General features: G+C 54.4%; 24 protein-coding genes. 13 read left to right on the forward strand and 11 right to left on the reverse strand.

Annotated elements, in window-relative coordinates:
* The first annotated feature begins 5 nt into the window (after positions 1–5).
* The 3 genes from LAQ58_RS17055 to LAQ58_RS17065 all read left to right on the forward strand — a co-directional run bounded on the left by LAQ58_RS17055 (position 6) and on the right by LAQ58_RS17065 (position 2970).
* Positions 6–1418: a sensor histidine kinase gene (locus tag LAQ58_RS17055; protein ID WP_425490746.1), complete on the forward strand. Its 1413-nt coding sequence runs from the start codon at positions 6–8 to the stop codon at positions 1416–1418.
* The gene (locus tag LAQ58_RS17060) at positions 1411–1863 is read left to right on the forward strand and encodes a response regulator (protein ID WP_224450463.1); all 453 of its coding nucleotides are present in this window, start codon (positions 1411–1413) and stop codon (positions 1861–1863) included. Before LAQ58_RS17055 ends, LAQ58_RS17060 begins: the two co-directional genes overlap by 8 nt.
* Positions 1864–2130: 267 nt before the next feature.
* Positions 2131–2970 carry an ABC transporter permease subunit gene (locus LAQ58_RS17065; RefSeq protein ID WP_224450464.1) on the forward strand — a complete coding sequence of 280 codons (840 nt, stop codon included), beginning with the start codon at positions 2131–2133 and terminating at the stop codon, positions 2968–2970.
* 645 nt (positions 2971–3615) lie between these two features.
* Here the strand turns inward: LAQ58_RS17065 and LAQ58_RS17070 are convergent.
* Both LAQ58_RS17070 and LAQ58_RS17075 read right to left on the reverse strand, forming a co-directional pair.
* Entirely contained in the window at positions 3616–4074 is a 459-nt protein-coding gene (locus LAQ58_RS17070; RefSeq protein WP_224450465.1) for an arginase family protein, read from the reverse strand.
* Between the two features lie 238 nt (positions 4075–4312).
* On the reverse strand, positions 4313–4723 hold the full coding sequence (locus tag LAQ58_RS17075; protein WP_224450466.1) for a winged helix-turn-helix transcriptional regulator: 411 nt from the start codon (positions 4721–4723) through the stop codon (positions 4313–4315).
* A gap of 128 nt (positions 4724–4851) precedes the next feature.
* Here LAQ58_RS17075 and LAQ58_RS17080 point away from each other — a divergent pair, with 128 nt between their 5' ends.
* The 4 genes from LAQ58_RS17080 to LAQ58_RS17095 all read left to right on the forward strand — a co-directional run bounded on the left by LAQ58_RS17080 (position 4852) and on the right by LAQ58_RS17095 (position 7128).
* Complete coding sequence (locus LAQ58_RS17080) at positions 4852–5310, forward strand: DUF6069 family protein (RefSeq protein ID WP_224450467.1); 459 nt, start codon at positions 4852–4854, stop codon at positions 5308–5310.
* The gene (locus tag LAQ58_RS17085; RefSeq protein WP_224450468.1) at positions 5307–5912 is read left to right on the forward strand and encodes an NADPH-dependent FMN reductase; all 606 of its coding nucleotides are present in this window, start codon (positions 5307–5309) and stop codon (positions 5910–5912) included. Before LAQ58_RS17080 ends, LAQ58_RS17085 begins: the two co-directional genes overlap by 4 nt.
* Before the next feature lie 5 nt (positions 5913–5917).
* Positions 5918–6895 carry a WD40/YVTN/BNR-like repeat-containing protein gene (locus tag LAQ58_RS17090; protein WP_224450469.1) on the forward strand — a complete coding sequence of 326 codons (978 nt, stop codon included), beginning with the start codon at positions 5918–5920 and terminating at the stop codon, positions 6893–6895.
* Positions 6896–6963: 68 nt separating this feature from the next.
* Entirely contained in the window at positions 6964–7128 is a 165-nt protein-coding gene (locus tag LAQ58_RS17095; protein WP_224450470.1) for a DUF5518 domain-containing protein, read from the forward strand.
* Positions 7129–7377: 249 nt separating this feature from the next.
* Here the strand turns inward: LAQ58_RS17095 and LAQ58_RS17100 are convergent, their stop codons facing one another.
* The 5 genes from LAQ58_RS17100 to LAQ58_RS17120 all read right to left on the reverse strand — a co-directional run bounded on the left by LAQ58_RS17100 (position 7378) and on the right by LAQ58_RS17120 (position 12375).
* The gene (locus tag LAQ58_RS17100) at positions 7378–8370 is read right to left on the reverse strand and encodes a VPS10 domain-containing protein (RefSeq protein WP_224450471.1); all 993 of its coding nucleotides are present in this window, start codon (positions 8368–8370) and stop codon (positions 7378–7380) included.
* A 286-nt stretch (positions 8371–8656) separates the two neighbouring features.
* Positions 8657–9091, reverse strand: a complete 435-nt coding sequence (locus tag LAQ58_RS17105) for a universal stress protein (protein WP_224450472.1) — start codon at positions 9089–9091, stop codon at positions 8657–8659.
* A gap of 769 nt (positions 9092–9860) precedes the next feature.
* A complete protein-coding gene (locus LAQ58_RS17110; protein ID WP_224450473.1) occupies positions 9861–10442 on the reverse strand; it encodes a diadenylate cyclase in 582 nt (193 codons plus the stop codon).
* A gap of 380 nt (positions 10443–10822) precedes the next feature.
* Positions 10823–11272 (reverse strand): hypothetical protein, encoded by a 450-nt coding sequence (locus tag LAQ58_RS17115; protein WP_224450474.1) that lies wholly within the window; start codon positions 11270–11272, stop codon positions 10823–10825.
* 464 nt (positions 11273–11736) lie between these two features.
* The gene (locus LAQ58_RS17120; RefSeq protein WP_224450475.1) at positions 11737–12375 is read right to left on the reverse strand and encodes a hypothetical protein; all 639 of its coding nucleotides are present in this window, start codon (positions 12373–12375) and stop codon (positions 11737–11739) included.
* A 294-nt stretch (positions 12376–12669) separates the two neighbouring features.
* Here LAQ58_RS17120 and LAQ58_RS17125 point away from each other — a divergent pair, with 294 nt between their 5' ends.
* On the forward strand, positions 12670–12927 hold the full coding sequence (locus LAQ58_RS17125; RefSeq protein ID WP_224450476.1) for a winged-helix domain-containing protein: 258 nt from the start codon (positions 12670–12672) through the stop codon (positions 12925–12927).
* Here the strand turns inward: LAQ58_RS17125 and LAQ58_RS17130 are convergent, their stop codons facing one another.
* The gene (locus LAQ58_RS17130; RefSeq protein WP_224450477.1) at positions 12928–13161 is read right to left on the reverse strand and encodes an HTH domain-containing protein; all 234 of its coding nucleotides are present in this window, start codon (positions 13159–13161) and stop codon (positions 12928–12930) included. It lies immediately after the preceding gene.
* 172 nt (positions 13162–13333) lie between these two features.
* Between LAQ58_RS17130 and LAQ58_RS17135 the strand changes: the two genes are divergently transcribed.
* The 5 genes from LAQ58_RS17135 (at position 13334) to LAQ58_RS17155 (ending at position 17450) form a co-directional block, all read left to right on the forward strand.
* On the forward strand, positions 13334–13639 hold the full coding sequence (locus LAQ58_RS17135; RefSeq protein WP_224450478.1) for a hypothetical protein: 306 nt from the start codon (positions 13334–13336) through the stop codon (positions 13637–13639).
* A gap of 329 nt (positions 13640–13968) precedes the next feature.
* Positions 13969–14850 carry a hypothetical protein gene (locus LAQ58_RS17140; RefSeq protein WP_224450479.1) on the forward strand — a complete coding sequence of 294 codons (882 nt, stop codon included), beginning with the start codon at positions 13969–13971 and terminating at the stop codon, positions 14848–14850.
* Between the two features lie 146 nt (positions 14851–14996).
* On the forward strand, positions 14997–16253 hold the full coding sequence (gene thrC, locus LAQ58_RS17145; RefSeq protein ID WP_425490747.1) for a threonine synthase: 1257 nt from the start codon (positions 14997–14999) through the stop codon (positions 16251–16253).
* Complete coding sequence (locus LAQ58_RS17150) at positions 16250–16441, forward strand: hypothetical protein (RefSeq protein WP_224450481.1); 192 nt, start codon at positions 16250–16252, stop codon at positions 16439–16441. Before thrC ends, LAQ58_RS17150 begins: the two co-directional genes overlap by 4 nt.
* Positions 16442–16640: 199 nt before the next feature.
* Complete coding sequence (locus LAQ58_RS17155; protein ID WP_224450482.1) at positions 16641–17450, forward strand: aldo/keto reductase; 810 nt, start codon at positions 16641–16643, stop codon at positions 17448–17450.
* A 205-nt stretch (positions 17451–17655) separates the two neighbouring features.
* Here LAQ58_RS17155 and LAQ58_RS17160 read toward each other — a convergent pair whose 3' ends face one another.
* From LAQ58_RS17160 to LAQ58_RS17170, 3 genes are all read right to left on the reverse strand, one after another.
* On the reverse strand, positions 17656–17916 hold the full coding sequence (locus tag LAQ58_RS17160) for a type II toxin-antitoxin system HicB family antitoxin (RefSeq protein ID WP_224450483.1): 261 nt from the start codon (positions 17914–17916) through the stop codon (positions 17656–17658).
* 199 nt (positions 17917–18115) lie between these two features.
* Positions 18116–18433, reverse strand: a complete 318-nt coding sequence (locus LAQ58_RS17165) for a DUF7521 family protein (RefSeq protein ID WP_224450484.1) — start codon at positions 18431–18433, stop codon at positions 18116–18118.
* 1 nt (position 18434) lies between these two features.
* The gene (locus LAQ58_RS17170; protein ID WP_317988550.1) at positions 18435–18902 is read right to left on the reverse strand and encodes a helix-turn-helix domain-containing protein; all 468 of its coding nucleotides are present in this window, start codon (positions 18900–18902) and stop codon (positions 18435–18437) included.
* Between the last annotated feature and the right edge of the window lie 2 nt (positions 18903–18904).

An 18904-nucleotide genomic window follows, 5' to 3' on the forward strand; every position in this document is an offset into this window, starting at 1 on the left:
TTCTCGTGGGGTTGCTCGAACCCAACGGAACGGTCATTGACATCAACCAGACGGCGATGGAGTATGTCGACCTGGATCTCGAAGACGTGACCGGCGAGCCGTTCTGGGAGACGCCCTGGTGGGGTAACGATGACGGGATACAGTCAGAGGTGAGGGAGTGGATTGAGCGAGCGGCAAGCGGTGATTACGTCGACTTTGAAGCCGATCTTACCCAGCCAACTGGAGAGAATTACACAGTGAGTGGATATTTCCGGCCCGTCATCGACGATGGCGAGGTTGTCTCGATCATCGTCTCGGACCGCGATATCACAGAGCAGAAGGAGCGCGAGCGTGCTCTCCGCGACGCCAAGGCGCAGCTCGAAGCGGCAACTGAGGCAGCTGCCGTTGGCACCTGGGAGTGGCACGTTCAGGAGGACATGATGGTCATGGGGCCCTCGTTCGCTACGAGGTTCGGAATCGATCCAGACGACGCACGAGAGGGGATATCGCTTGATCGATATGTCTCCGCCATCCACGAAGACGACCGCGAGCGAGTCGAGGCGATGGTCGACGAGGCTCTGGCATCGTGTGGGGAGTACGAGGAGGAGTATCGCGTCTGGAACGACGAGGGAGAACTCCGGTGGGTTGTCGCCCGCGGCCGCGTCGAGTGCGATGAGGACGGAAATCCACTCACATTTCCCGGCGCTGTGACTGACATCACCGAACGCAAGGAGTATCAACACAAACTCGAGGAGTCGAACGAGCGCCTCGAACAGTTCGCATACGCGGCCTCTCACGACCTCCAGGAGCCGCTACGAATGGTCTCGAGCTACCTCCAGCTTCTCGAACATCGGTACGGCGACGAGCTTGACGAGGACGGTCAGGAGTTCATCGAATTCGCCGTCGACGGGGCCGGCCGGATGCGCGAGATGATCGAGGGACTGTTACAGTACTCCCGAGTCGATAGCCGCGGAAACCCTTTCGAACCTGTCGACCTCGACGCCGTGTTCGCGAACGTGCGTCAGGATCTCCAGGTAAAAATCGAGGAAACCGGAGCGGAGATCACCGCCGAGGATCTGCCCCGCGTGTACGGCGACCTCAGCCAGCTCAACCAGCTGTTCCAGAACCTGCTTGACAACGCCATCGAGTACAGCGGCGACGCGCCGCCCCGGATTCACGTCGCCGTCGAACGGGACGGGACCGATTGGGTGATCTCGGTCGAAGACGAAGGCATCGGCATCCCTCGAGAGGATGCAGACCGGGTGTTCCGGGTATTTCAGAGCCTCCAGGGCCACGAGGATGCCGGGACGGGGATCGGGCTGGCGCTGTGCAAACGCATCGTCGAGCGCCACGGCGGCGAAATTTGGATCGACTCCGTACCCGGCGAAGGGGCAACGTTCTCGTTCATACTGCCCGCAGCAGGCGAGGCCGATGAGTGAGCGGGACGGCGATTCGCCCGACGTCCTGCTTGTCGAGGACAACCCCGGCGACGTCCGGCTCATCGAGGAAGCGTTCAAGGAGGGGAACATCGCCACCACCCTCCACGTCGTGGCTGATGGCATCGAGGCGGTGGACTTTCTCTACCAGCGTGGCGACCATGAGGATTCTCCACAGCCGGACGTCATCCTTCTCGACCTCAATCTCCCGCGGAAGAATGGCCAAGAGGTACTCGAAGAGCTACGAAATGACGACGACCTTCAGATCATTCCGGTTATCATCCTGACTAGTTCGAGGGCCGAAGAGGATGTCGTCAAATCTTACAATCTGTATGCGAACGCCTACCTCACGAAGCCGGTGGACCCCGAAAAGTTCATCGAGACCATCCAGCGGTTCAAGATGTTCTGGCTTGAGAGCGTCCGGCTCCCAGTGAGAGAAGATCGGTGATAGCCGGTGACGAACTTGACGTTCTCATTGAGGATGTCCCGGAGACATCCGCTGTCAAGGCAGTTTAACTCTGACATTTGGAACGCGGGAAGCGCTGAATCAGCGCTGTGTAGTCAGCACAGTCACAACGAACTACCCAGTCCCTGTCAGAAAGAGCGTACGAAACCGAGAGGACAATTCAGCAATCAGTCGCCGTTTGAGTCAGTCTTAGTATCGATATAGTTGACAGTGAGAAAACTAAATACGACTAATGATAATGGGTTGCACATGGCCCTCCTGGCAGTAATAAAGAAGGACTTCCACGACTCCATACGGTCGTTTTCTCTCCTCGCTACCACTTTGCTGTTCGTTGCGTTTGCCACCTTTCTCGCTTCGATACAGTGGATTCCCCTCATGTATCAAGATAGCACCGCAAACACGAGCACGTTAGCCCTTTTGAATAGTATGAGACAACCCACAGTGTTCATGGTCCCGCTGATCGGGTTAGTTCTCGCCTACGACACTATCGCGGGTGAAATAGAAAGTGGGACCATCCGAGTCATATTGGGACTCCCCAATTCGCGGGCAGAAGTCGTATTCGGGAAATTCTTCGGTCGCACTGCCGTGATCACCGTTTCGATACTTGTCGGATATTCTGTCGCAGGGGTCATCGCCCTGGCGACATACGAGACGTTCAACATCGTCGTATTCAGTCAATACACGCTCCTTACAGTCTTTTATGGCGCAGTCTACGTCGGCCTTGCGACGGGTTTCTCGGCGGCGATGAAATCGAGAAAAAAGGCGCTCTTTGGCGCGGGAGTGCTATATTCGATATTCCTGCTGGGATGGGACGTTATGCTTCTCGTCCTTCAGTTGGCGATATACGGAAACGACATCCCGGAAACTGGCTTACCGGACTGGTTCAAATTCATCGGAATGCTCAACCCCTCGACTGCCTTCATGAAGGCAACGAAAGCGATCATTCCGGAGTACAGCGAGATCACGTTCTATCCGGAAGGGAGTGCAGTGTACCTCGACGACTGGGTCGGATTCCTAATCCTCGTACTGTGGGGTGCTCTTCCGCTCATACTCGGATATCTTCGATTTGAGGCTGCCGATATCCAATAGCGAGTGAGTTTTCGTCGGCTGGATGTCTCTATTGTCATCCATTGGGCTGAAAGTGCTGTGAGGTTGGTCTCCTGTACTGAATGATTAGTGGATACTCTGTACTGGCCGGTCGTACTGATACCCTGCCGCGAAGCCAGCGCTCAGGTACATCAATATTGGGAGAATGACTCCGGGGTCGTGTCCGAGGTCGCGCAGGCGTTTTATCGTCGCTACGACGCCTGGCCAGACCGCGGCCGGTACGAGGACGGCTGCCAGGACGATCCAACCTTGGCGGTAGAGCCCATAGCAAGCAAGGATCCCCACACCCCGGGCGATTTCCGCGAGGAGAAATTCAGGCCGTCCGATCTCGCAAATGTGAGCCCCTCGTTACGGCCACCATTTTCCGATAACGGGAGATCGACGAAATCGATTGTGTCGACATCAAAGTGGACGACCAGATGATCAACCTGTGAGTCAAATGCTCGGAGTGCTTCCTCGGCTGCTTCTTCTGGTCCAGCACCCACCTCGTCTACAGGAATTCCCGCAAGCTCGTGACGCTTCATTACGTCTCGCTCCCAGCTTGTCCGGTTCTCTGGCCCATAGCTGAAGAAGAACACATCGTTGTGTTCAAGGAGCGGGAACCGAGGACCGGCGTGACAGAGCGTTTCAACCGTTTAATCTTCCGCCAATCGCGTGCGCGACGCCCATCCAATCGAGCGCCCCTGCATCGGTGCTCTGCGGGGTATTCAAATCGGGATGCAAATCGAAGTACAGCAACCCAACACGTCCACCCAATGGGATGGTGCCAGCCACCGTTCCTAACCCAACAGTACAGTCCCCACCGATTACTAGTGGGATTTCACCAGCCGAGAGTGCGGTTTCAACGCGGGCAGCGGTTTCTTCGACGGTCTTGACGACCAAATCGCTATTTTGTGAACGGCGATTCTGTGGGTCAGGTCGCCATCGAATACGTTCACTGTCCCCGTGATCTGAAACCGTGATACCCGCCTGCTCAATTGCTTCAACGAGTCCAACTTCTCGAAGCACCGTGGGTGTCTTTTCTTGGCCCGGAGCAAAGGCACCCGCACTTGATGGCACTCCAATCAAAGCGATTCGCTTAATCACTGGTATCACCGCTCGTAGGGGATCGCATGGAGCGAATCGCCTCTCCTCGAAGAGAGCATGTCGAAGGTATCTTGCACAATTTGCTATCGGATTCGGAAGTTGTCGTCATTATTTTTGAAGGGGTCGGGGAGGGTGCCTTTGACTGGGGAGCAGCTCAAAGCGAGCCGTGTAGGAAGAATGGGTGTATTTCAGCATGTGAATACTGCCTCATATTCCTTGTCGATTTATGTCATCCTATTCAATCGTTCACAGATATCGGTTCAAGGGAATGCCGTTCGGTCCAGACGCCGAGATACCAGAAGACGGGTGCGAGTTCTTTCGCCTTTTCCGTGGCGTCGTACTCAACGCGCGGCGGGATTTCGTTGTACGCAGTCCGTGTCAACAACCCAACCCCAGTGAGTTCTCCGAGCCGATTCGAGAGCGTGTTTGGCGCGATATTAACGGCTTCTTCTAAGTCACTGAATCGCAATGGCTTGCCACTGGTGGCAAATTGATGGAGGATCACGATGGTGTGTTTCTTCCCCAGCAGGTTGAGGAGCGAAGACATCGTTTTATTGTCTTCCTTTGCTTGTTCAGATCCGGGCGGCCGCGCTGTTTCATTCGAGAGAATCGTCTCAATGAATTCTTCAGCGTGCGATGGTTCGACCATAACGTAACTATGTCTTCTGAAGTCATATAACTTGTTTCTTCAAAGTTTGTAAGTGGCTACGTGTTGTGTGAGTTGTTCCATAACTTCTAACTTGATAGTATATTACTACAGCAGCTGTACTGTTGAACATGGTATCCACGACCGCCATGAACAAAGCGAAATCGAGCAGCTCCGTCGGCACGTTCCAACTCGCAAAATTCGGCCTCTTAGCATTGCTCGTCGCAAGCATCGTTAATATACTCGTTCTGTACCTCGGGCTAGCCAACGTCGAATTCCCATCCGAATTCGTGGGCGGGCCATTCGGACCACTCGCAGTGGGGCCAGTCATCATTAATTCCGCCGTTGCTGCCATCGGGGCGACCCTCGTGTACGGAGTGGTCAACCGATATTCAGCCCGACCGAACCGGACGTTCACCATCATCGCGGGGGTTTTCCTGGTGCTCTCCTTTGCGATGTTCCTCACACCAAACCTGTCCGGCGCGCCACTGAATGTCTTCGCCATCCTCACGGTGATGCACGTGACCACCGCAGTCACCATCATCGGTGTCTTGACCAGGGCCACGAACCCGGAGGTCGAGTCCCGATGAGCTCTCTCGGACGAGCCAGTCGATCATCGGGGGATGCACAGCCGCACGTCGTGGCAGTATGCGGAAGCCGACGTGAAGGAAGTCACACCCGACGAGCGCTCCAGGAAGCGCTGGCCAGCGTCGAAGCAGCTGGCGGCACAACCGAGTTGCTCGACCTGGCGGAACTGGACCTCCCGCCGCTCAATACAGATGTCAAGGAGGCAGGAGACGGCGACGTGGTGAGACGGATGATCCGTGAGGCTGATGCGGTCATCCTCGGAACGCCCATGTATCATGGGTCGTACTCGGGCGTGTTGAAGAACGCGCTCGATTACTGCGGCTTCACCGAGTTCGAAGACACGACCGTCGGGCTCCTCGTTGTCTCGGGTGGGCCGTTCCCCACGCCGGCGCTCACGCACCTCCGCGATGTCTGCCGATCACTGAACGCCTGGGCCCTTCCATATCAGGCGGCGGTCCCGCAGGCAGGCACCGCGTTTGATGAGGACGGATTCACGGACGAGGGCCTCCGAGAGCGCGTTCGGACGCTCGGCGTGCGTGCTGTCGAGTACGCTGCAATCGAACCGAGAGAAGTTCGAGCGGCCCAGCTTCGAGAGGTGAATTGAGTAATATGACGTTATTAATCGGTACGCAGGATGGCGTCTACCGTTCTGTGAGTGGTAGGCTCGACGACGTCGAACGGGTGCTTGACTCGGGAGTGACGCTCGGCGTCCATACGTTTGAGGAGCACGGCTCGTTCGCCGCGTCGAAAACCGGTCTGTACTGCTCGGAAGATCAGGGAAAGACATGGGACCGGCTTGGAGTACCTCGGACCGAGGTGTACGCCGTTGCGGTCAGTCCCGACGGCAGTCGATTGTACGCGGGCACACACCCGGCTCACCTGTACGTCTCGACGGACAAAGGGAGAACGTGGACGGAGCTGGAGGGGTTCCAAGAGCTTCCCTCCCGTGACCACTGGCATACCCCTCGTCATAGGGGTAAGTCGCACGTCCGAAGTCTTGGCGTCCACGCGGATGCACCGAATCGGATCGTGGCAGGCGTCGAAGTTGGCGGCGTCCACGTCAGCGACGACGGTGGTGAGACGTGGACCGAACGACGAGGCGGGCTTGAGACAGAACGAAAGGACGATCTCCAATACGACGTTCACCATGTGCACGTTGTCACGGCCAACGAATACGTCGTCTCGTGCGGCGGTGGGCTCTTTCGAACCACTGACGCTGGCCATTCGTGGACGCGCCTCGACATGGAGTTACCTGGCCCGTACTTCCAAGAAGCGTTTTCCCATCGTGGGACGCTGTATGCCGCCGCACAAACGCTTCCACCGACTCTTCCGATGGGCAGCAGGTATAACAAACGGAGCGTGAATGCGTCACTGTTCGAATCCACGGACGGGGGAGAGACGTTCGAGAGAAAACAGTATCCCGGTGCGCCGAACGAATTCGTTTACGCCTGGACGGTAACCGACAGGCATGTACTCGCTGGAACGACAGAAGGACAGGTGATGATCCGTGAGAATGATACCTGGATCACGCTCGGACGCGTTCCGGATTGGATTCGATCACTATCGCACGGGTACACTGATCCATGAATCATCTACACAATCGAGATGAATTTAAAAAATTGAAAGGGTATAATGTATACAAATGAGGACGACTCATGACAAAAACAAAAAATTCTACGTGGCTCAATGCGCTTATCGGCGCGATCGCCACTGTCGTCTTATCGGTCACTATTGTCTCACCAATCCTCGGTGGGGCACTCGCGGGATACGTAAACGACCACGGGTCAGGTGACCCGTGGAACTCTCGCTGTTATCTTTAGAACAGGGTGACGGTGTCCGTGTGGGTGCGATTGCTGGCATTATTGCCGCATTGCCAGTACTCCTAATCGCTATAGCCATCCTAGGGCTCATTCCTGCAGCTGATGGTTTCTCTGGGATTTGATGGCCTGCTGCATTGCGTGAATTGCAACATCTATCGACATGTTCTCGTCAAATTCTTCATCGGTCAGGATTTGGTACGGTAAATTGTTGTTCATGAGTTCAATAATCGTGGTTATTGACGTGATTCGCTATATGTCATCGGGTGCGACTTCTACCCGCCACACCTTCGGAAGCGCCGTGTCTATACGATGCCAGGTCTCACCAGAGCTGGTACTCAAGTACACAGAGCTCTCCTTCTCGTTCGCGTCGCCAACATAGATGAGAGTGGTAGGGTCTTCAGGATGGAGACGGAGGTTGTCTGCAGGCTTCGCAGTGGGTAAGCCCTCGCCAATCGCATGCCACGAGTCTCCACTATCTTCGCTTTTGTACAGTGGACTGCCTTCCTGATCCGCATAGGCATACGCGTACCTCGGAGCATCGGCATCGAAGATAATCGAATGCAGGTACTTCCCACGAAGGGCTGGCGTTGATGCCCAACTCTCACCAGCGTCATGACTATGGAAAAGCCCACTTCCCGTTGCAGCCAGAACGCGATCTGGACCGGCTGGATCGACTGCAATGCGGTGGAGATCGTGACCGACGAGCGCATCGTGCCAAGTCTCGCCCCCATCGTGCGTGTAGATCAGCGCACCATGCTCCACGCCCGCGAAGATTCGCTCCGGACGTGCCGGATGGATAGCGAACCCGTGGATATGGCCCTCATAGAACGGTTCGTGGAAAAACGTCCACTTCGAACGGCTCGGTAACTCTTCGATACTCGTGATTTCGTCGAATGTATCACCATCATCAACGGATACGTACACCATCGGTGGCTCGGTCCCAACGTAAACGGTCTCAGGATTACTGGGGTGTTGCGCAACATCCCACACCCATCGATCTTCGAATCCGAGATCCTCGATGGTTCTTCCTGCGTCAGTTGTCCGATACAGACCCCATCCTCGGAGTCCACACCCGACGTACGCAGCTGCTGGATTCGATGGGTCGACGGCGATTCCGCGGACCGCATTGTCCCTGACTCCGCGAGCAATAATCTCAAGCCCGCTGGGAGTAAGACGAGCCACTCGAAACCCATCCCGGGTGCCAAGGTACAGTATACACGAGTCGAATTCGAGTGACTCCATACTAGAAGGCTATTCAACAAAACACAAAACCGTTCTCAGAAAAACATTTCAGACAATTATTCTACATTCTTGGTGATGTCAGTGATAGAGAACGATTCGTCGAGAGTCACATCCAACTGTTGTGAACCAAGGGGAATGCGGACGAGCGTTTCGAGATTGTCAGAAAAAATCACTCCTACGACGATTGCGATTCCTTGAACTCCAGACGTTCATTGGGATGGTCGGCTGCGGTACTCCACAGGGATGCCTGAAGCTGGCGGCACGTACGTCTACGGTGTGCCGATTGCTAGGGGACGATTGTCACGGGAACGGCTGATCGTTTCAGGACGCCTCTAGCCACACTTCCAAGTAGTGTTGCTTCAAGACCAGATCGGCCACGACTACCCATTACAATGTGATCTACACCATTGCGTTCAGCGTACTCAAGGATTTTTTCTGCGGGAGCTCCTGCCTCAATGACGGTTTCGATTCTCCGATTGCCTGCTTCATCCTTATTACGGTATCTTTCAAAAATCTGTTCAACATATTCACGTCTCTCCTGCTCATTTTTCTCAGCTTTACCATAATCAAATCCCTCAGCAGTCGGATAGCTGAAAATGGTGACTGGATTAAGTATGTGCAGGAGGGTTATCTTCTGGCTTGGAATCTCTTCTAAGACATATTCAAAGGCGCTCTCAGAACTGGACGACACGTCTACCGGAACGAGAACATGCTGCTCCATACTCCCCAATTCGCTTCTGACAGTCAACAACCTTCCCCTGACTAGGAAACGTACAGCAGACGCGCGCTGCATTCCTCGCGCCCGTCGGAACGTACTCTGTCCGTCTCAGAAGTCGCGTGCTGCATACAACGGTTGAATTCAGCAATTCGGTATTCATATCGGTGGTCGCTAACGATGGTTACAGTAACTGAATCTCAATAAACACGAGAAAAACGGTTCCCATGATACTTCCGCAAATCACTGAGAGTAGAAGAGAATTGTCACCGAATTCGTCTTCTACTATACGGTATTTTGGCCGAGCAGCACACAGTCTCAGTTCGACGCGAGGCTGACTTTCGAGAACGTATTTTCGCCACAGATTGGGCACTCTTGACGCATAACTGGGAGCACAATGCTGTTGTCAGGCTTTACTCGCGCCGTGCAAACATACCCGCACCGATTACAGCGGACAAATTGCTTTTTCATTGGAGGTCTCAGTTACAGCTAATCGGTAGACGATTCTCCTGATGAAGCATCATCAAATTGAGGAGAAGACGACACAACATACTCGTCGGGTCTTGTTGGATTCGGCTAGTTGCAGAAAGCGACGGACGGAATTAACACTTTGCTGCAGATATCCGACGACTCTTAGGAGACCGTCATAACCGAGGGTCACACACTCTCACCATACTCGTCGTTTCTGAGCCTACGAAAATGGCGTTGACGCCGAGTCACTCATCAGCTTATAGGAGTCACTTATCACATTACCTCTACAGTTCGTCCATGGAACTTACTCGACGCTGTCTCCTTGCATATCCCGTTCATCGCGGATTTCATCGTATGGCGTCGTGACATACCTTCCTTCCTCGAATAGAGTTAGTCGACCAGTTTCTTCGCTGAGCGTAATTGTCGTCACCACTTCGGGCCGAGCGGACGTATCGGCCGCACTCATGTGGCGTGAACCCATCCAGTCTTCATACTCTATGGCGTGTTCGCTTTGAGGTACCGTGTCGGGGGTAAAATCGAGGAACCGAACCATCTGCTTTTGGATCACTCCGTCGACGCTAATCACCACCGCACCGTCTCGCGACATGGCAACTTCGCTTGCTGCGTCGTAGAAACTGTCGACGTCTTCGAGAACTTCGTGAGAGATGTCGACCGGCCAGTAATCGTCACCCATCACGTCTGCGTAGTCTCGAACGGAGTGGCCCGATACAATCGCAAAATAAAGGCCTGGTCCAGTGACGTGCGGTTCGTCCCACTGATCGAATGTCAGACTGATTTCCTCAACACAGAATCGCACAACATCGATTAACCGCTGCACGCGTTCGTGCGTCAGATACTCGATGTCCAGAGGGTCTTTCGAGGTCATACCTAGTACCCCCTCGACGACGTGTATAAAGGTCGAACCTAAATCTCGCGAATACGATTCTTCGAGAAGTATTCCCTCACCGTATTGTCACACTTAACCAACAACAGAGTGTCTACGGATACTGTTGGTTAACAGCCTCGCCAACGATAGCGCGCACTTCTTCGAGCAAGTCTGGATGATGCTCACAGAGTACCTGGATATCTTCTGTGAGTTCGTCTCTGACGTGTCGGCGAACCCGGGAGGTTGTTTGGTAGCGTCGGCTATTGGCTTGTGTACTTACAAGTTAGTCTTTAAACCGTAGATCAAATCAAGTTGCCGTGGGACTGTATGCGATAACTTCTAGCAGGTGAAAATCAGATTGGTAGGGATAGCCTCCGTCTCTATTTTTCCGTTATATTTCCCACCCGACACGAACGGACAATTTCACCAAGAGAACTACCACGGGATTTGAAATGGTATGTTCTTCCTGGTATGTGAATCGTCAATTTACTCGTTCTCTGCCAATATCCTGTCGCCAGAAGGACTACACCGACAACAAACGCAAGTATAGTGAGTCCTGAATTAAGCCCACCTCCAAATATACCATAGATGATCGATGCTATACTGGAATAGAGATATGCCCTTGACCACTTTGGTTCTTGGAATTCGATAGAACTCACATTGTCTGTCGAAATATTGAGGGTATTTTTGCTATCCTCGAACACAATCTGGCTTTCTGTACAAGCGATCGTCCCGCTCTTCCCAGAAAAGAAGAGAGCATGCGGATCATCGTATACCGGCGCCTCCGCGAGTATCCGCTCATCTGCATCAAAGGAATCCTGTAAGTTCATAGAGAAACTCTATGTAGTGGGTGAAATAAATCTTGAGATCAAACGAAATCTAATTCTCTTAGTTCGCTTAATGTCTCACTCGGGATGCCACAACAGATTTCATCTCGAGCTTACGTTCGTGGCCGACGCTTTGCGAGGATATTGTAGGCTTCGTCATGCCGAGCCTCAAACTGCTGGTCGACCTCCTACAAACCGTCCGAGATCATCGATGCGGGTGAACCACTCAGGTAGTCGCTGAAGCAGTACCAGACCACGACCTCGACTGCACCTAGTTCGGCTCTATCACACTTGTTGTGATTAACCTCAATCGCACAGCCACCCAAATCTCGTTACTCCTATGTCTACTACTCCTATCCACGGAGAAGTTTCTTCGAGTACTGTTGCTCTCAATACCGCAGACCACCACCTTGGTGTTCACGGACGACGTCCCCGGCCGAGACTAGTCCGCCGTAATCACAGCCCCGTTAGCACCACCTCATCACAACGTCCGTGATACCACCAGTTGACGACGTACTCGCGAGTTCAGTCACAGCACGTTCTGTGAACACAGCACGCTTGGTCCCACGGCGTTTGACCACCTGCACGTCTTCTTTCCCAAGTCGGTTGAGGAAGTCCATGACACGACTTACGGTCTGCGTATGGGGTGTCCTGTCTTCTTTGGCTTGCAGGACTTTTCTGATAGTACCGGAGTCGATGGCGTATCCTGCGGGAACTTTCTTCGCATAGTCACGGATGTCCTTCGCGATGAAGCGGGCGCGCTCTTGGTTGGCGGTGAGTTTCGAGACGGCTTTCGAGGGGAGGTTGATGAGTTGCTGCAGTGGCGATTTACCCTGACTCCTCTCATCCGAGTTTACGTCTTGAGAGTCTTCGAGGGCGTGGACGCGCTGTTGGAGGTGCTTTCGGTGGTCACTCGACACACTGAGTCTCTCCTCGTACTCGACCAAGCGCTCGCGTTGTGTTTTGAGTTGGTCACGCTGGGAGGCAATCGTCTCAGCTTGTGCTTCGACTGTGTCTTCGAGGTCTGATTTTTCGTCTTCCAAGGCGTCGACACGGTCTTCGAGATCGTCGAGGCGCGAGCGGAGGTCTTCGGCGGAGTCAGTCATTGGGTGACCTCCAGGGTGAGGGGTGGCTGTGCGACGAGAGCTTTTTGCGTAAGGGGTGTGTTCTGTGGCATGCGGAAGGTTCGATACAACCGCACCGGATCCGTGTCTTCACCACGGGTCCTTTTGGACTGATACCCGGAGAGCGGCTGTTACGTACAATAGCGACTTCCACCCACATAAGAATAGCACATTTGTGCTATGAATGTAGCATATTTAGAATGGGAAATCCAGTCATAGCTTGCACTAATGTAGTTGGGATTCTGGTCTCTGGAGATGCGCCCACGTCCGAACTGGATGTCGCTGAAAGATGGGCTTATATTAGAATTTCTCGCAGAGCACAACTTAGAGCTCCCCCCGAAACCACTCTATCGTAATCTCAACCGTCACGGCCACCAAATCGGCTACTCAACGGTCCGTCAGCGATTGAACGAACTTGAAGCACATGGTCTAGTAAACGAAGTCGAAAGTGGGAGCTATTACGAGATCTCAGACAAAGGACAGCAATACTTGGATGGGAAACTCTCACGCTCCGATCTTGAAGATGAGGAGTGACTACTCCTCTGACCACCAGACCACAGCGCGGGCACCGACGTTCATTTTGCCGACGTCACAGTTTTCGTAAAGTGATTGGAGTTTTTGTCGTGCAGCTTCACTTGAACATCCAAGTTCTTCGGCGATTTGTTTGGCCGTAAGGACGGGTGTGTCTGCATCTCTGAGGATTTGGAGGACGTTTTCTGGTGTGATTTGTGTGGAGTATCGACCCTCGTCGTCTCGTTTTCGGTCCATACTGGCCAGTTGTGGTTGTGTCAGATAACCCTATTGCTAGGAGGCAATTGGAAACGTTTAAGTCCAATTGCTACGTAGCAATTGGCAAGGAAGACAGGTCCCTCTTGGGCTTTCGAGAATGCCCGCGTGCTAGAACACGCGGACCGGTCTTCCAAATGATTCCTGAAGACCAATGTCAACTAGGAAAGCCGCGACACAAGAGCCTACCGTATCGCTCATCGATCACCTCACTCGAGCACTCGCGCGCTCATTCGCCCTCGGCGTCGACGTCGAAGGCTACACACATCACTACTACCAGCCTGCCGACGCCGTCGTCGTCCACCGTGGTCGCGAGCTCGACCACTACCAACCACTCAACGGACGCCCACTCACGCACTGGCAGCAATACGTCGCTCACAAACGCGGCTGGGAGTCGATGGGTCAGCTCGCACACGTTGGACTCAGAGTCGACACACAGCAGAAGGAGGCGCAGGCGTGAGCGCACGCGAAGACCTCCAGATGCATCTTTCACAAGCTTTGTCTCGAACGGAAAACCCGGACGTCCAAGCACATCTACATGCGGCACTTGAGTCGTGTGAGGAATTCCCTTCAACGCCGTTAGTCGAGTGTCCGGTATGTCGGAAGGTGGGGTTGCCAGAGCGAATTAGGGTCCACGACTGTCGGGGGAGATAGGGCTCACCACCTTACCACGGTGGATAGAGCTTTTGTAAATCTATATTTGGAGAGTTTAGCACGAGGAGAGCCGGAGAGTTGTAACATAGAGAATTCATCAATACGTTCTAATCGGCGGGCGAAGAATTCCCGAATATGTCGTCCCCGGACGCCCCCTCCACACACAAGCAAGCGGTCATGGCTGCCCTGCAGTGGGGTTTGGTTCAGGCATTTCTTCTGGACACACTCGGTCGGTTTCTCCGTAATTATTTCCGTGCAACGACAGACGCCTTCTTTCCGCCGGGGTGGGTGACATCAATTCAAGTTGCAGCACTACTGGGACTCCTTATCGGGGGAATTGGTGGCTACCAGTGGATAACAAGCGGTCGAGCAGCAACTTCAACGTCAGCACACAGCACCCGTGTCGTATTCATTGGGTCACTCCTCGTTGGCTGGGCGCTCGCAATCGTTCCGACAATGACGTTCCAGTGGATGCTTGGAGACCAACTGTTCACCAGACCGTATTTCGTCCTTCCAACCCTCACAGCGGTCTCGGTATTTCTTGGCGCATATCTGCTCGCGTATCGAGTCGACACAGAGTGGTATCGAAACTGTCGAAGTCGACTTCTAGGCGCAGTCACAGGCGCGTTTGTAGGGTTGATGCTTGGCATCATTGGGTTCATCGCCTACGGCGGATATCTTGCTGCTACAGAAACCAATTACAGCGTCAGTGGCGCGCCAGGAATCGTTATCGCTGTAAGTCTCTGTGCAATCGCAGGCTACGTTCTATCTGACACAGAGCGTAGCGCTGACCGGTCTGTAGAATTCATCGTACTCCTGATTCTATCGCTCGTCATACTCAACTTGGTTACGGCCCTCACCATGGCCGCACTTAGTGCAGTCGGACTACCGCCGCTTGGATTTTCATCCTCATTCATTCTCCCACTCCTATCAAGTGTGTTAGCGCTTGGATTAGCCAGCTACCTCGCATACGGAGTAAAGACGACCATCTATCAACGAATTACAGGGCGATTGTGAGCCTCTGGCCTCGATAGCGAATCCGTCTCCAAGACTAAAATGCCCACTGTCTGTGAGAGGCTCTCTTAGACGATGGAGCCGTCTTCGTTCAAACCCCCAACAATGGCTGGTGGTAATGTGATATGGAAGTAGACGCAAGATATCGAATGATGCTCGATCACGTTGAAACCCTCGAATGTACTCTCTGTGGGGCGACGTACGACCCCGACCAGGTCATCTACACCTGTCCGGAACACGACGGCGTCGCCGGTGTCCTCGACGTCGTTTACGACTACGATGTCATCCACGACCGGTTCCACGCCCCACTTAACGGCGACATCCGGAGCCAGTGGAAATATCGGGCGTTCCTCCCAGTGGACACGGAGGCGATGCCAGTCACGCTCGACGAGGGCGGGACGGACCTACTCGACGCACCCCGACTGGGCGCGGAACTCGGGGTCGACGTTAGCGTCAAAAACGACGGCCGGAACCCGACGGGCTGCTTCAAGGACCGTGCGACCAGCGTCGCCGTCACCAAGGCACGCCACGCCGGCCGGAACGTCATCACCTGCGCGTCAACGGGTAACGCCGCCGCATCGCTCGCAGGCTACGCGGCGCGGGCCGGCCTTGACTGCCGCATTTTCGTGCCCGAGAGCGCACCCGAGGGAAAACTCGTCCAGCCTCGCGTCTACGGGGCGGACGTCCTCGCGGTCGCCGGCAGCTACGACGAGGCGTACGATTTGAGTCTCGAGGTAACCAATTCCTATGGGTGGTACAATCGAAACGCCGCGATCAACCCCTTCCAGATTGAGGGCAAGCGGACTGTGGGCCACGAACTCGCCGAACAAACCCAGGATTCGATTCCCGACTGGGTCGTCTTCTCTATGGGCGACGGTTGTACCATCGCCGGCTGCTGGAAGGGGCTCCGGGAGTTCGCCGAACTAGGATACGTCGACGACACTCCCAAGATGCTCGGTGTGCAGCCTGAAGGGGCGAGTGCAATCCATGATGCATTCCACGGCCACGACGAGGTCAACGACGTCGCGGATACGCTCGCCGACGCAATCGCCGTCGGTCGACCCCGGAACACGCTCAAAGCCTGCCGTGCACTCGAAGAGAGCGGCGGGACCGCGCTGACCGTGACTGACGACGACATCCTCGCGGCAGAAACGCTGCTCGGACGGACAGAAGGGATCTACGCCGAACCGGCGGGTGCCGCCCCCATTGCCGGCATTCGCCAGGCTCGTGAGCGAGGGATCATCAGCCCCGACGAGTCGGTCGTCGCGGTTGTCACCGGCATTGGACTGAAGGACACCGCCGGTGCGGAGCGAGCAGTCGGCGATGTGACCCGCATCGAACCGACGCTCGATGACGTTGCGAACCAGTACGGAACGGCGGAAGACGAAACGGAGCCCTCGCTATGAATAACGATCCGAGCGGGTCAAAGCGGTATCCGACCGATCTCCCGTCGCTGGCCGCCGCGCTGGTTCGCATCGAGTCCGAGAACCCTCTCGGCAACGAGAATGCATGCGCCGAGTACGTCCATGAATGGTTCACATACCACGGGTTTGATTCGACTATGGTCGACAAACCCGATCCTGACCGCCAGTAAGTGGGCGCACGAATCGGAACCGAACGCCCCACGTTAGTGTTGAACGGACACCTTGACGTCGTCCCTGCCGGCGACCCCGACGAGTTGACGTTTCTTCCTTAGTGAAGAATATGACGCAACAACGAATCGAAAACTAACTCGCTCTCCCAAGGCCAGTCGCCTGCATAGTATCTTGGTGAATCCAGCCCTTGTGTAGAATATGGAATACGTCACCGCCGAAGGTGTGGACGTGCCAGTGCTTGGCTTCGGGACGTGGCCAATGAAAGGAGAAACCTGTCGAACCGCCGTCCAACATGCACTGGATACCGGATATCGACACATCGATACGGCGAAGATGTACAACAACGAGGGCGCTGTCGGACAGGCGATAGCCGACTCCGAGGTGCCAAGAGAGGACGTGTTTCTTGTTACGAAAATCCGACGGCAGAATCTAGCCCATGACGATGTGCTAAGTACAGTCGAGGAGAGTACGCAGCGGTTGGGAACCGAGATCGACTTGCTGCTGATTCACTCGCCGAGTCGAACTGTGCCAATCGAAGAGTCAATCAGTGCGATGAACGAACTCCAGGAGCGTGGAATCGTCGAACACATCGGCGTCAGTAATTTTTCTGTCGAGCAGATGCGACAGGCGATTGCCGCGTCCGACACCCCGATTTTGACGAATCAGGTGAAGTATCACCCGTTCAAGAGTCAGTCCGAGATACTCGAATTCTGCATCGAGAACGGCGTCATTCTGACTGCGTACAGTCCACTTGGCCAAGGAAAAGTCATCGGAAACGAGGTCCTCGAGGGAATCGGAGAGCAGTACGGAAAGAACGCAACTCAAGTAGCACTCCGCTGGTTGATCCAACAAGAGATGGTCGCAGCGATTCCAAAGGCTTCGAGCCAGACGCATATCGAAGAGAACTTCGAGGTCTTTGATTTCGAACTCACTGACGAGGAGATGGACCGAATCTTCGACATACAGGGCGGACTTCTCTCTCGACTTCGCTCACTGCTTGGGCTCTAAGTGACACTCGGTTAGCAGCTCCAGTAGAGAGTTCATGAAATAGTACTGCTGGGTGAGTTCTCGCTGACTCGACCACGACACGGTCAGTAATACCTCGTCTTTCTGCCTCTCGCTCTGCGAATGCAGCAGCCGTGACTGTGGCTGGTAGCCGAATTTCATTAATACCTTTGCAACGTCTCGACCGGTGAACGTTGTCCGGCCCACGTTAGGCGTCCCACGGTGGGTGGCCTTCGCTTCCGAGTTCGTCCTCCACAAGACCGAGCTCCGTGGCTAGCGTGTCTTCGTCGACAGGCTCTGCCTTCCCGTGATAGGCATCGAGTGCATCAGTAAGCATACGCAGTGCTTCGGCCCGGTCATCGCCGAAGGAAGCGACACCTGTCTCGATGTCTTTGGCGGTGACTCGCCCATCATCCTCGTAGATGAACTCAACGCCGCCGTCACCGTTATCACGAGTTGTACTGGCCATCTCTACCAGAACCGGGTCGGTAACTACAAATAAGCATTTGGACAGTCCAACAGCGGTCTCTGGCTAATCGTTTGCAGGTTGAAGACAGATACAGAAGGCAGTACTCGTCATTGCTACCAACCCGCCGACGCCAGTAGTCGAATTTCCTGTCTGTCAGAAGGTGAGGTTACCAGACCACCAAATTCATAATACTATCACCTCAGCGATTCACCGCGATGCGTAGTGAGTAGGCGATGAATGCCAGTCCAACGAACTGGATTACCCTGACGACCAGTCTGACCACATTTTGCAGATGAATCGGGATGACTCGAAATGCGATGAGTCCCTGTCCGGCGAGTGCGAACACGTACGTGATCCCAAAAAGAAGTATCATTCCAATTGAGAGATATCGCATCGAAGGATCGTCGTGACGCCGAAGGCCACGATACGCATGAAAGCCAATATACAGGCCGATAATGGCGGAAGCAGTGGCGACACCGCCTGCTGCAAGACCAATAGGGGAAGCAAGACTGACCATATTAGAACCGTCCCCACATTCGCGTGAGTGCGTCTGCGACGTCCCTCTCTTGACGGTCGACTTTCCAGTCTACGTCACCCTCTTGAATCGTGAGTTCGAAGCGGTCAAACTGCGTAACATAGACCGTTTCGTGGTGTCCATCGCGTCGTGGCCGCGTCTGTTCTTGGAGAAGAGACGCAGCTTTGAGTCGTTCCACTCGGCGATAGATTGTAGACGGAGAAACGTCACATTGTTCGCTAAGTTCGTTCGCCGAAAGCGGTTTTTCACTCGTGACAATGAGAATCGACCGACAGAGGTCGTCGTCGAAGAGGTCAAGGATCTCCGAGAGGTCGATATTCTCCGTCACATCTGAATCACTCATTCTCCCGTGAAATAGGTCAGGTATACAGTGGTTCTCCAGCGTCCTCGGAGAGCTGAAGCTCTGGACTCGAAAACGAATCGAATTGTCAATTTGGGTGGTGACACACATCT

The sequence above is a fragment of the Haloprofundus salilacus genome (assembly GCF_020150815.1).
Taxonomy (GTDB): domain Archaea; phylum Halobacteriota; class Halobacteria; order Halobacteriales; family Haloferacaceae; genus Haloprofundus; species Haloprofundus salilacus.

Excerpts from the sequence above, each read along its gene's own strand:
- LAQ58_RS17060 (WP_224450463.1), top strand. The coding sequence starts at position 1,411 with ATGAGTGAGCGGGACGGCGATTCGCCCGACGTCCTGCTTGTCGAGGAC.
- LAQ58_RS17065 (WP_224450464.1), top strand. The coding sequence starts at position 2,131 with ATGGCCCTCCTGGCAGTAATAAAGAAGGACTTCCACGACTCCATACGG.
- LAQ58_RS17075 (WP_224450466.1), bottom strand. The coding sequence starts at position 4,723 with ATGGTCGAACCATCGCACGCTGAAGAATTCATTGAGACGATTCTCTCG.
- LAQ58_RS17080 (WP_224450467.1), top strand. The coding sequence starts at position 4,852 with ATGGTATCCACGACCGCCATGAACAAAGCGAAATCGAGCAGCTCCGTC.
- LAQ58_RS17085 (WP_224450468.1), top strand. The coding sequence starts at position 5,307 with ATGAGCTCTCTCGGACGAGCCAGTCGATCATCGGGGGATGCACAGCCG.
- LAQ58_RS17090 (WP_224450469.1), top strand. The coding sequence starts at position 5,918 with ATGACGTTATTAATCGGTACGCAGGATGGCGTCTACCGTTCTGTGAGT.
- LAQ58_RS17095 (WP_224450470.1), top strand. The coding sequence starts at position 6,964 with ATGACAAAAACAAAAAATTCTACGTGGCTCAATGCGCTTATCGGCGCG.
- LAQ58_RS17100 (WP_224450471.1), bottom strand. The coding sequence starts at position 8,370 with ATGGAGTCACTCGAATTCGACTCGTGTATACTGTACCTTGGCACCCGG.
- LAQ58_RS17105 (WP_224450472.1), bottom strand. The coding sequence starts at position 9,091 with ATGGAGCAGCATGTTCTCGTTCCGGTAGACGTGTCGTCCAGTTCTGAG.
- LAQ58_RS17110 (WP_224450473.1), bottom strand. The coding sequence starts at position 10,442 with ATGACCTCGAAAGACCCTCTGGACATCGAGTATCTGACGCACGAACGC.
- LAQ58_RS17115 (WP_224450474.1), bottom strand. The coding sequence starts at position 11,272 with ATGAACTTACAGGATTCCTTTGATGCAGATGAGCGGATACTCGCGGAG.
- LAQ58_RS17120 (WP_224450475.1), bottom strand. The coding sequence starts at position 12,375 with ATGACTGACTCCGCCGAAGACCTCCGCTCGCGCCTCGACGATCTCGAA.
- LAQ58_RS17125 (WP_224450476.1), top strand. The coding sequence starts at position 12,670 with ATGTCGCTGAAAGATGGGCTTATATTAGAATTTCTCGCAGAGCACAAC.
- LAQ58_RS17130 (WP_224450477.1), bottom strand. The coding sequence starts at position 13,161 with ATGGACCGAAAACGAGACGACGAGGGTCGATACTCCACACAAATCACA.
- LAQ58_RS17135 (WP_224450478.1), top strand. The coding sequence starts at position 13,334 with ATGTCAACTAGGAAAGCCGCGACACAAGAGCCTACCGTATCGCTCATC.
- LAQ58_RS17140 (WP_224450479.1), top strand. The coding sequence starts at position 13,969 with ATGTCGTCCCCGGACGCCCCCTCCACACACAAGCAAGCGGTCATGGCT.
- thrC (WP_425490747.1), top strand. The coding sequence starts at position 14,997 with ATGATGCTCGATCACGTTGAAACCCTCGAATGTACTCTCTGTGGGGCG.
- LAQ58_RS17150 (WP_224450481.1), top strand. The coding sequence starts at position 16,250 with ATGAATAACGATCCGAGCGGGTCAAAGCGGTATCCGACCGATCTCCCG.
- LAQ58_RS17155 (WP_224450482.1), top strand. The coding sequence starts at position 16,641 with ATGGAATACGTCACCGCCGAAGGTGTGGACGTGCCAGTGCTTGGCTTC.
- LAQ58_RS17160 (WP_224450483.1), bottom strand. The coding sequence starts at position 17,916 with ATGGCCAGTACAACTCGTGATAACGGTGACGGCGGCGTTGAGTTCATC.
- LAQ58_RS17165 (WP_224450484.1), bottom strand. The coding sequence starts at position 18,433 with ATGGTCAGTCTTGCTTCCCCTATTGGTCTTGCAGCAGGCGGTGTCGCC.
- LAQ58_RS17170 (WP_317988550.1), bottom strand. The coding sequence starts at position 18,902 with ATGTGTGTCACCACCCAAATTGACAATTCGATTCGTTTTCGAGTCCAG.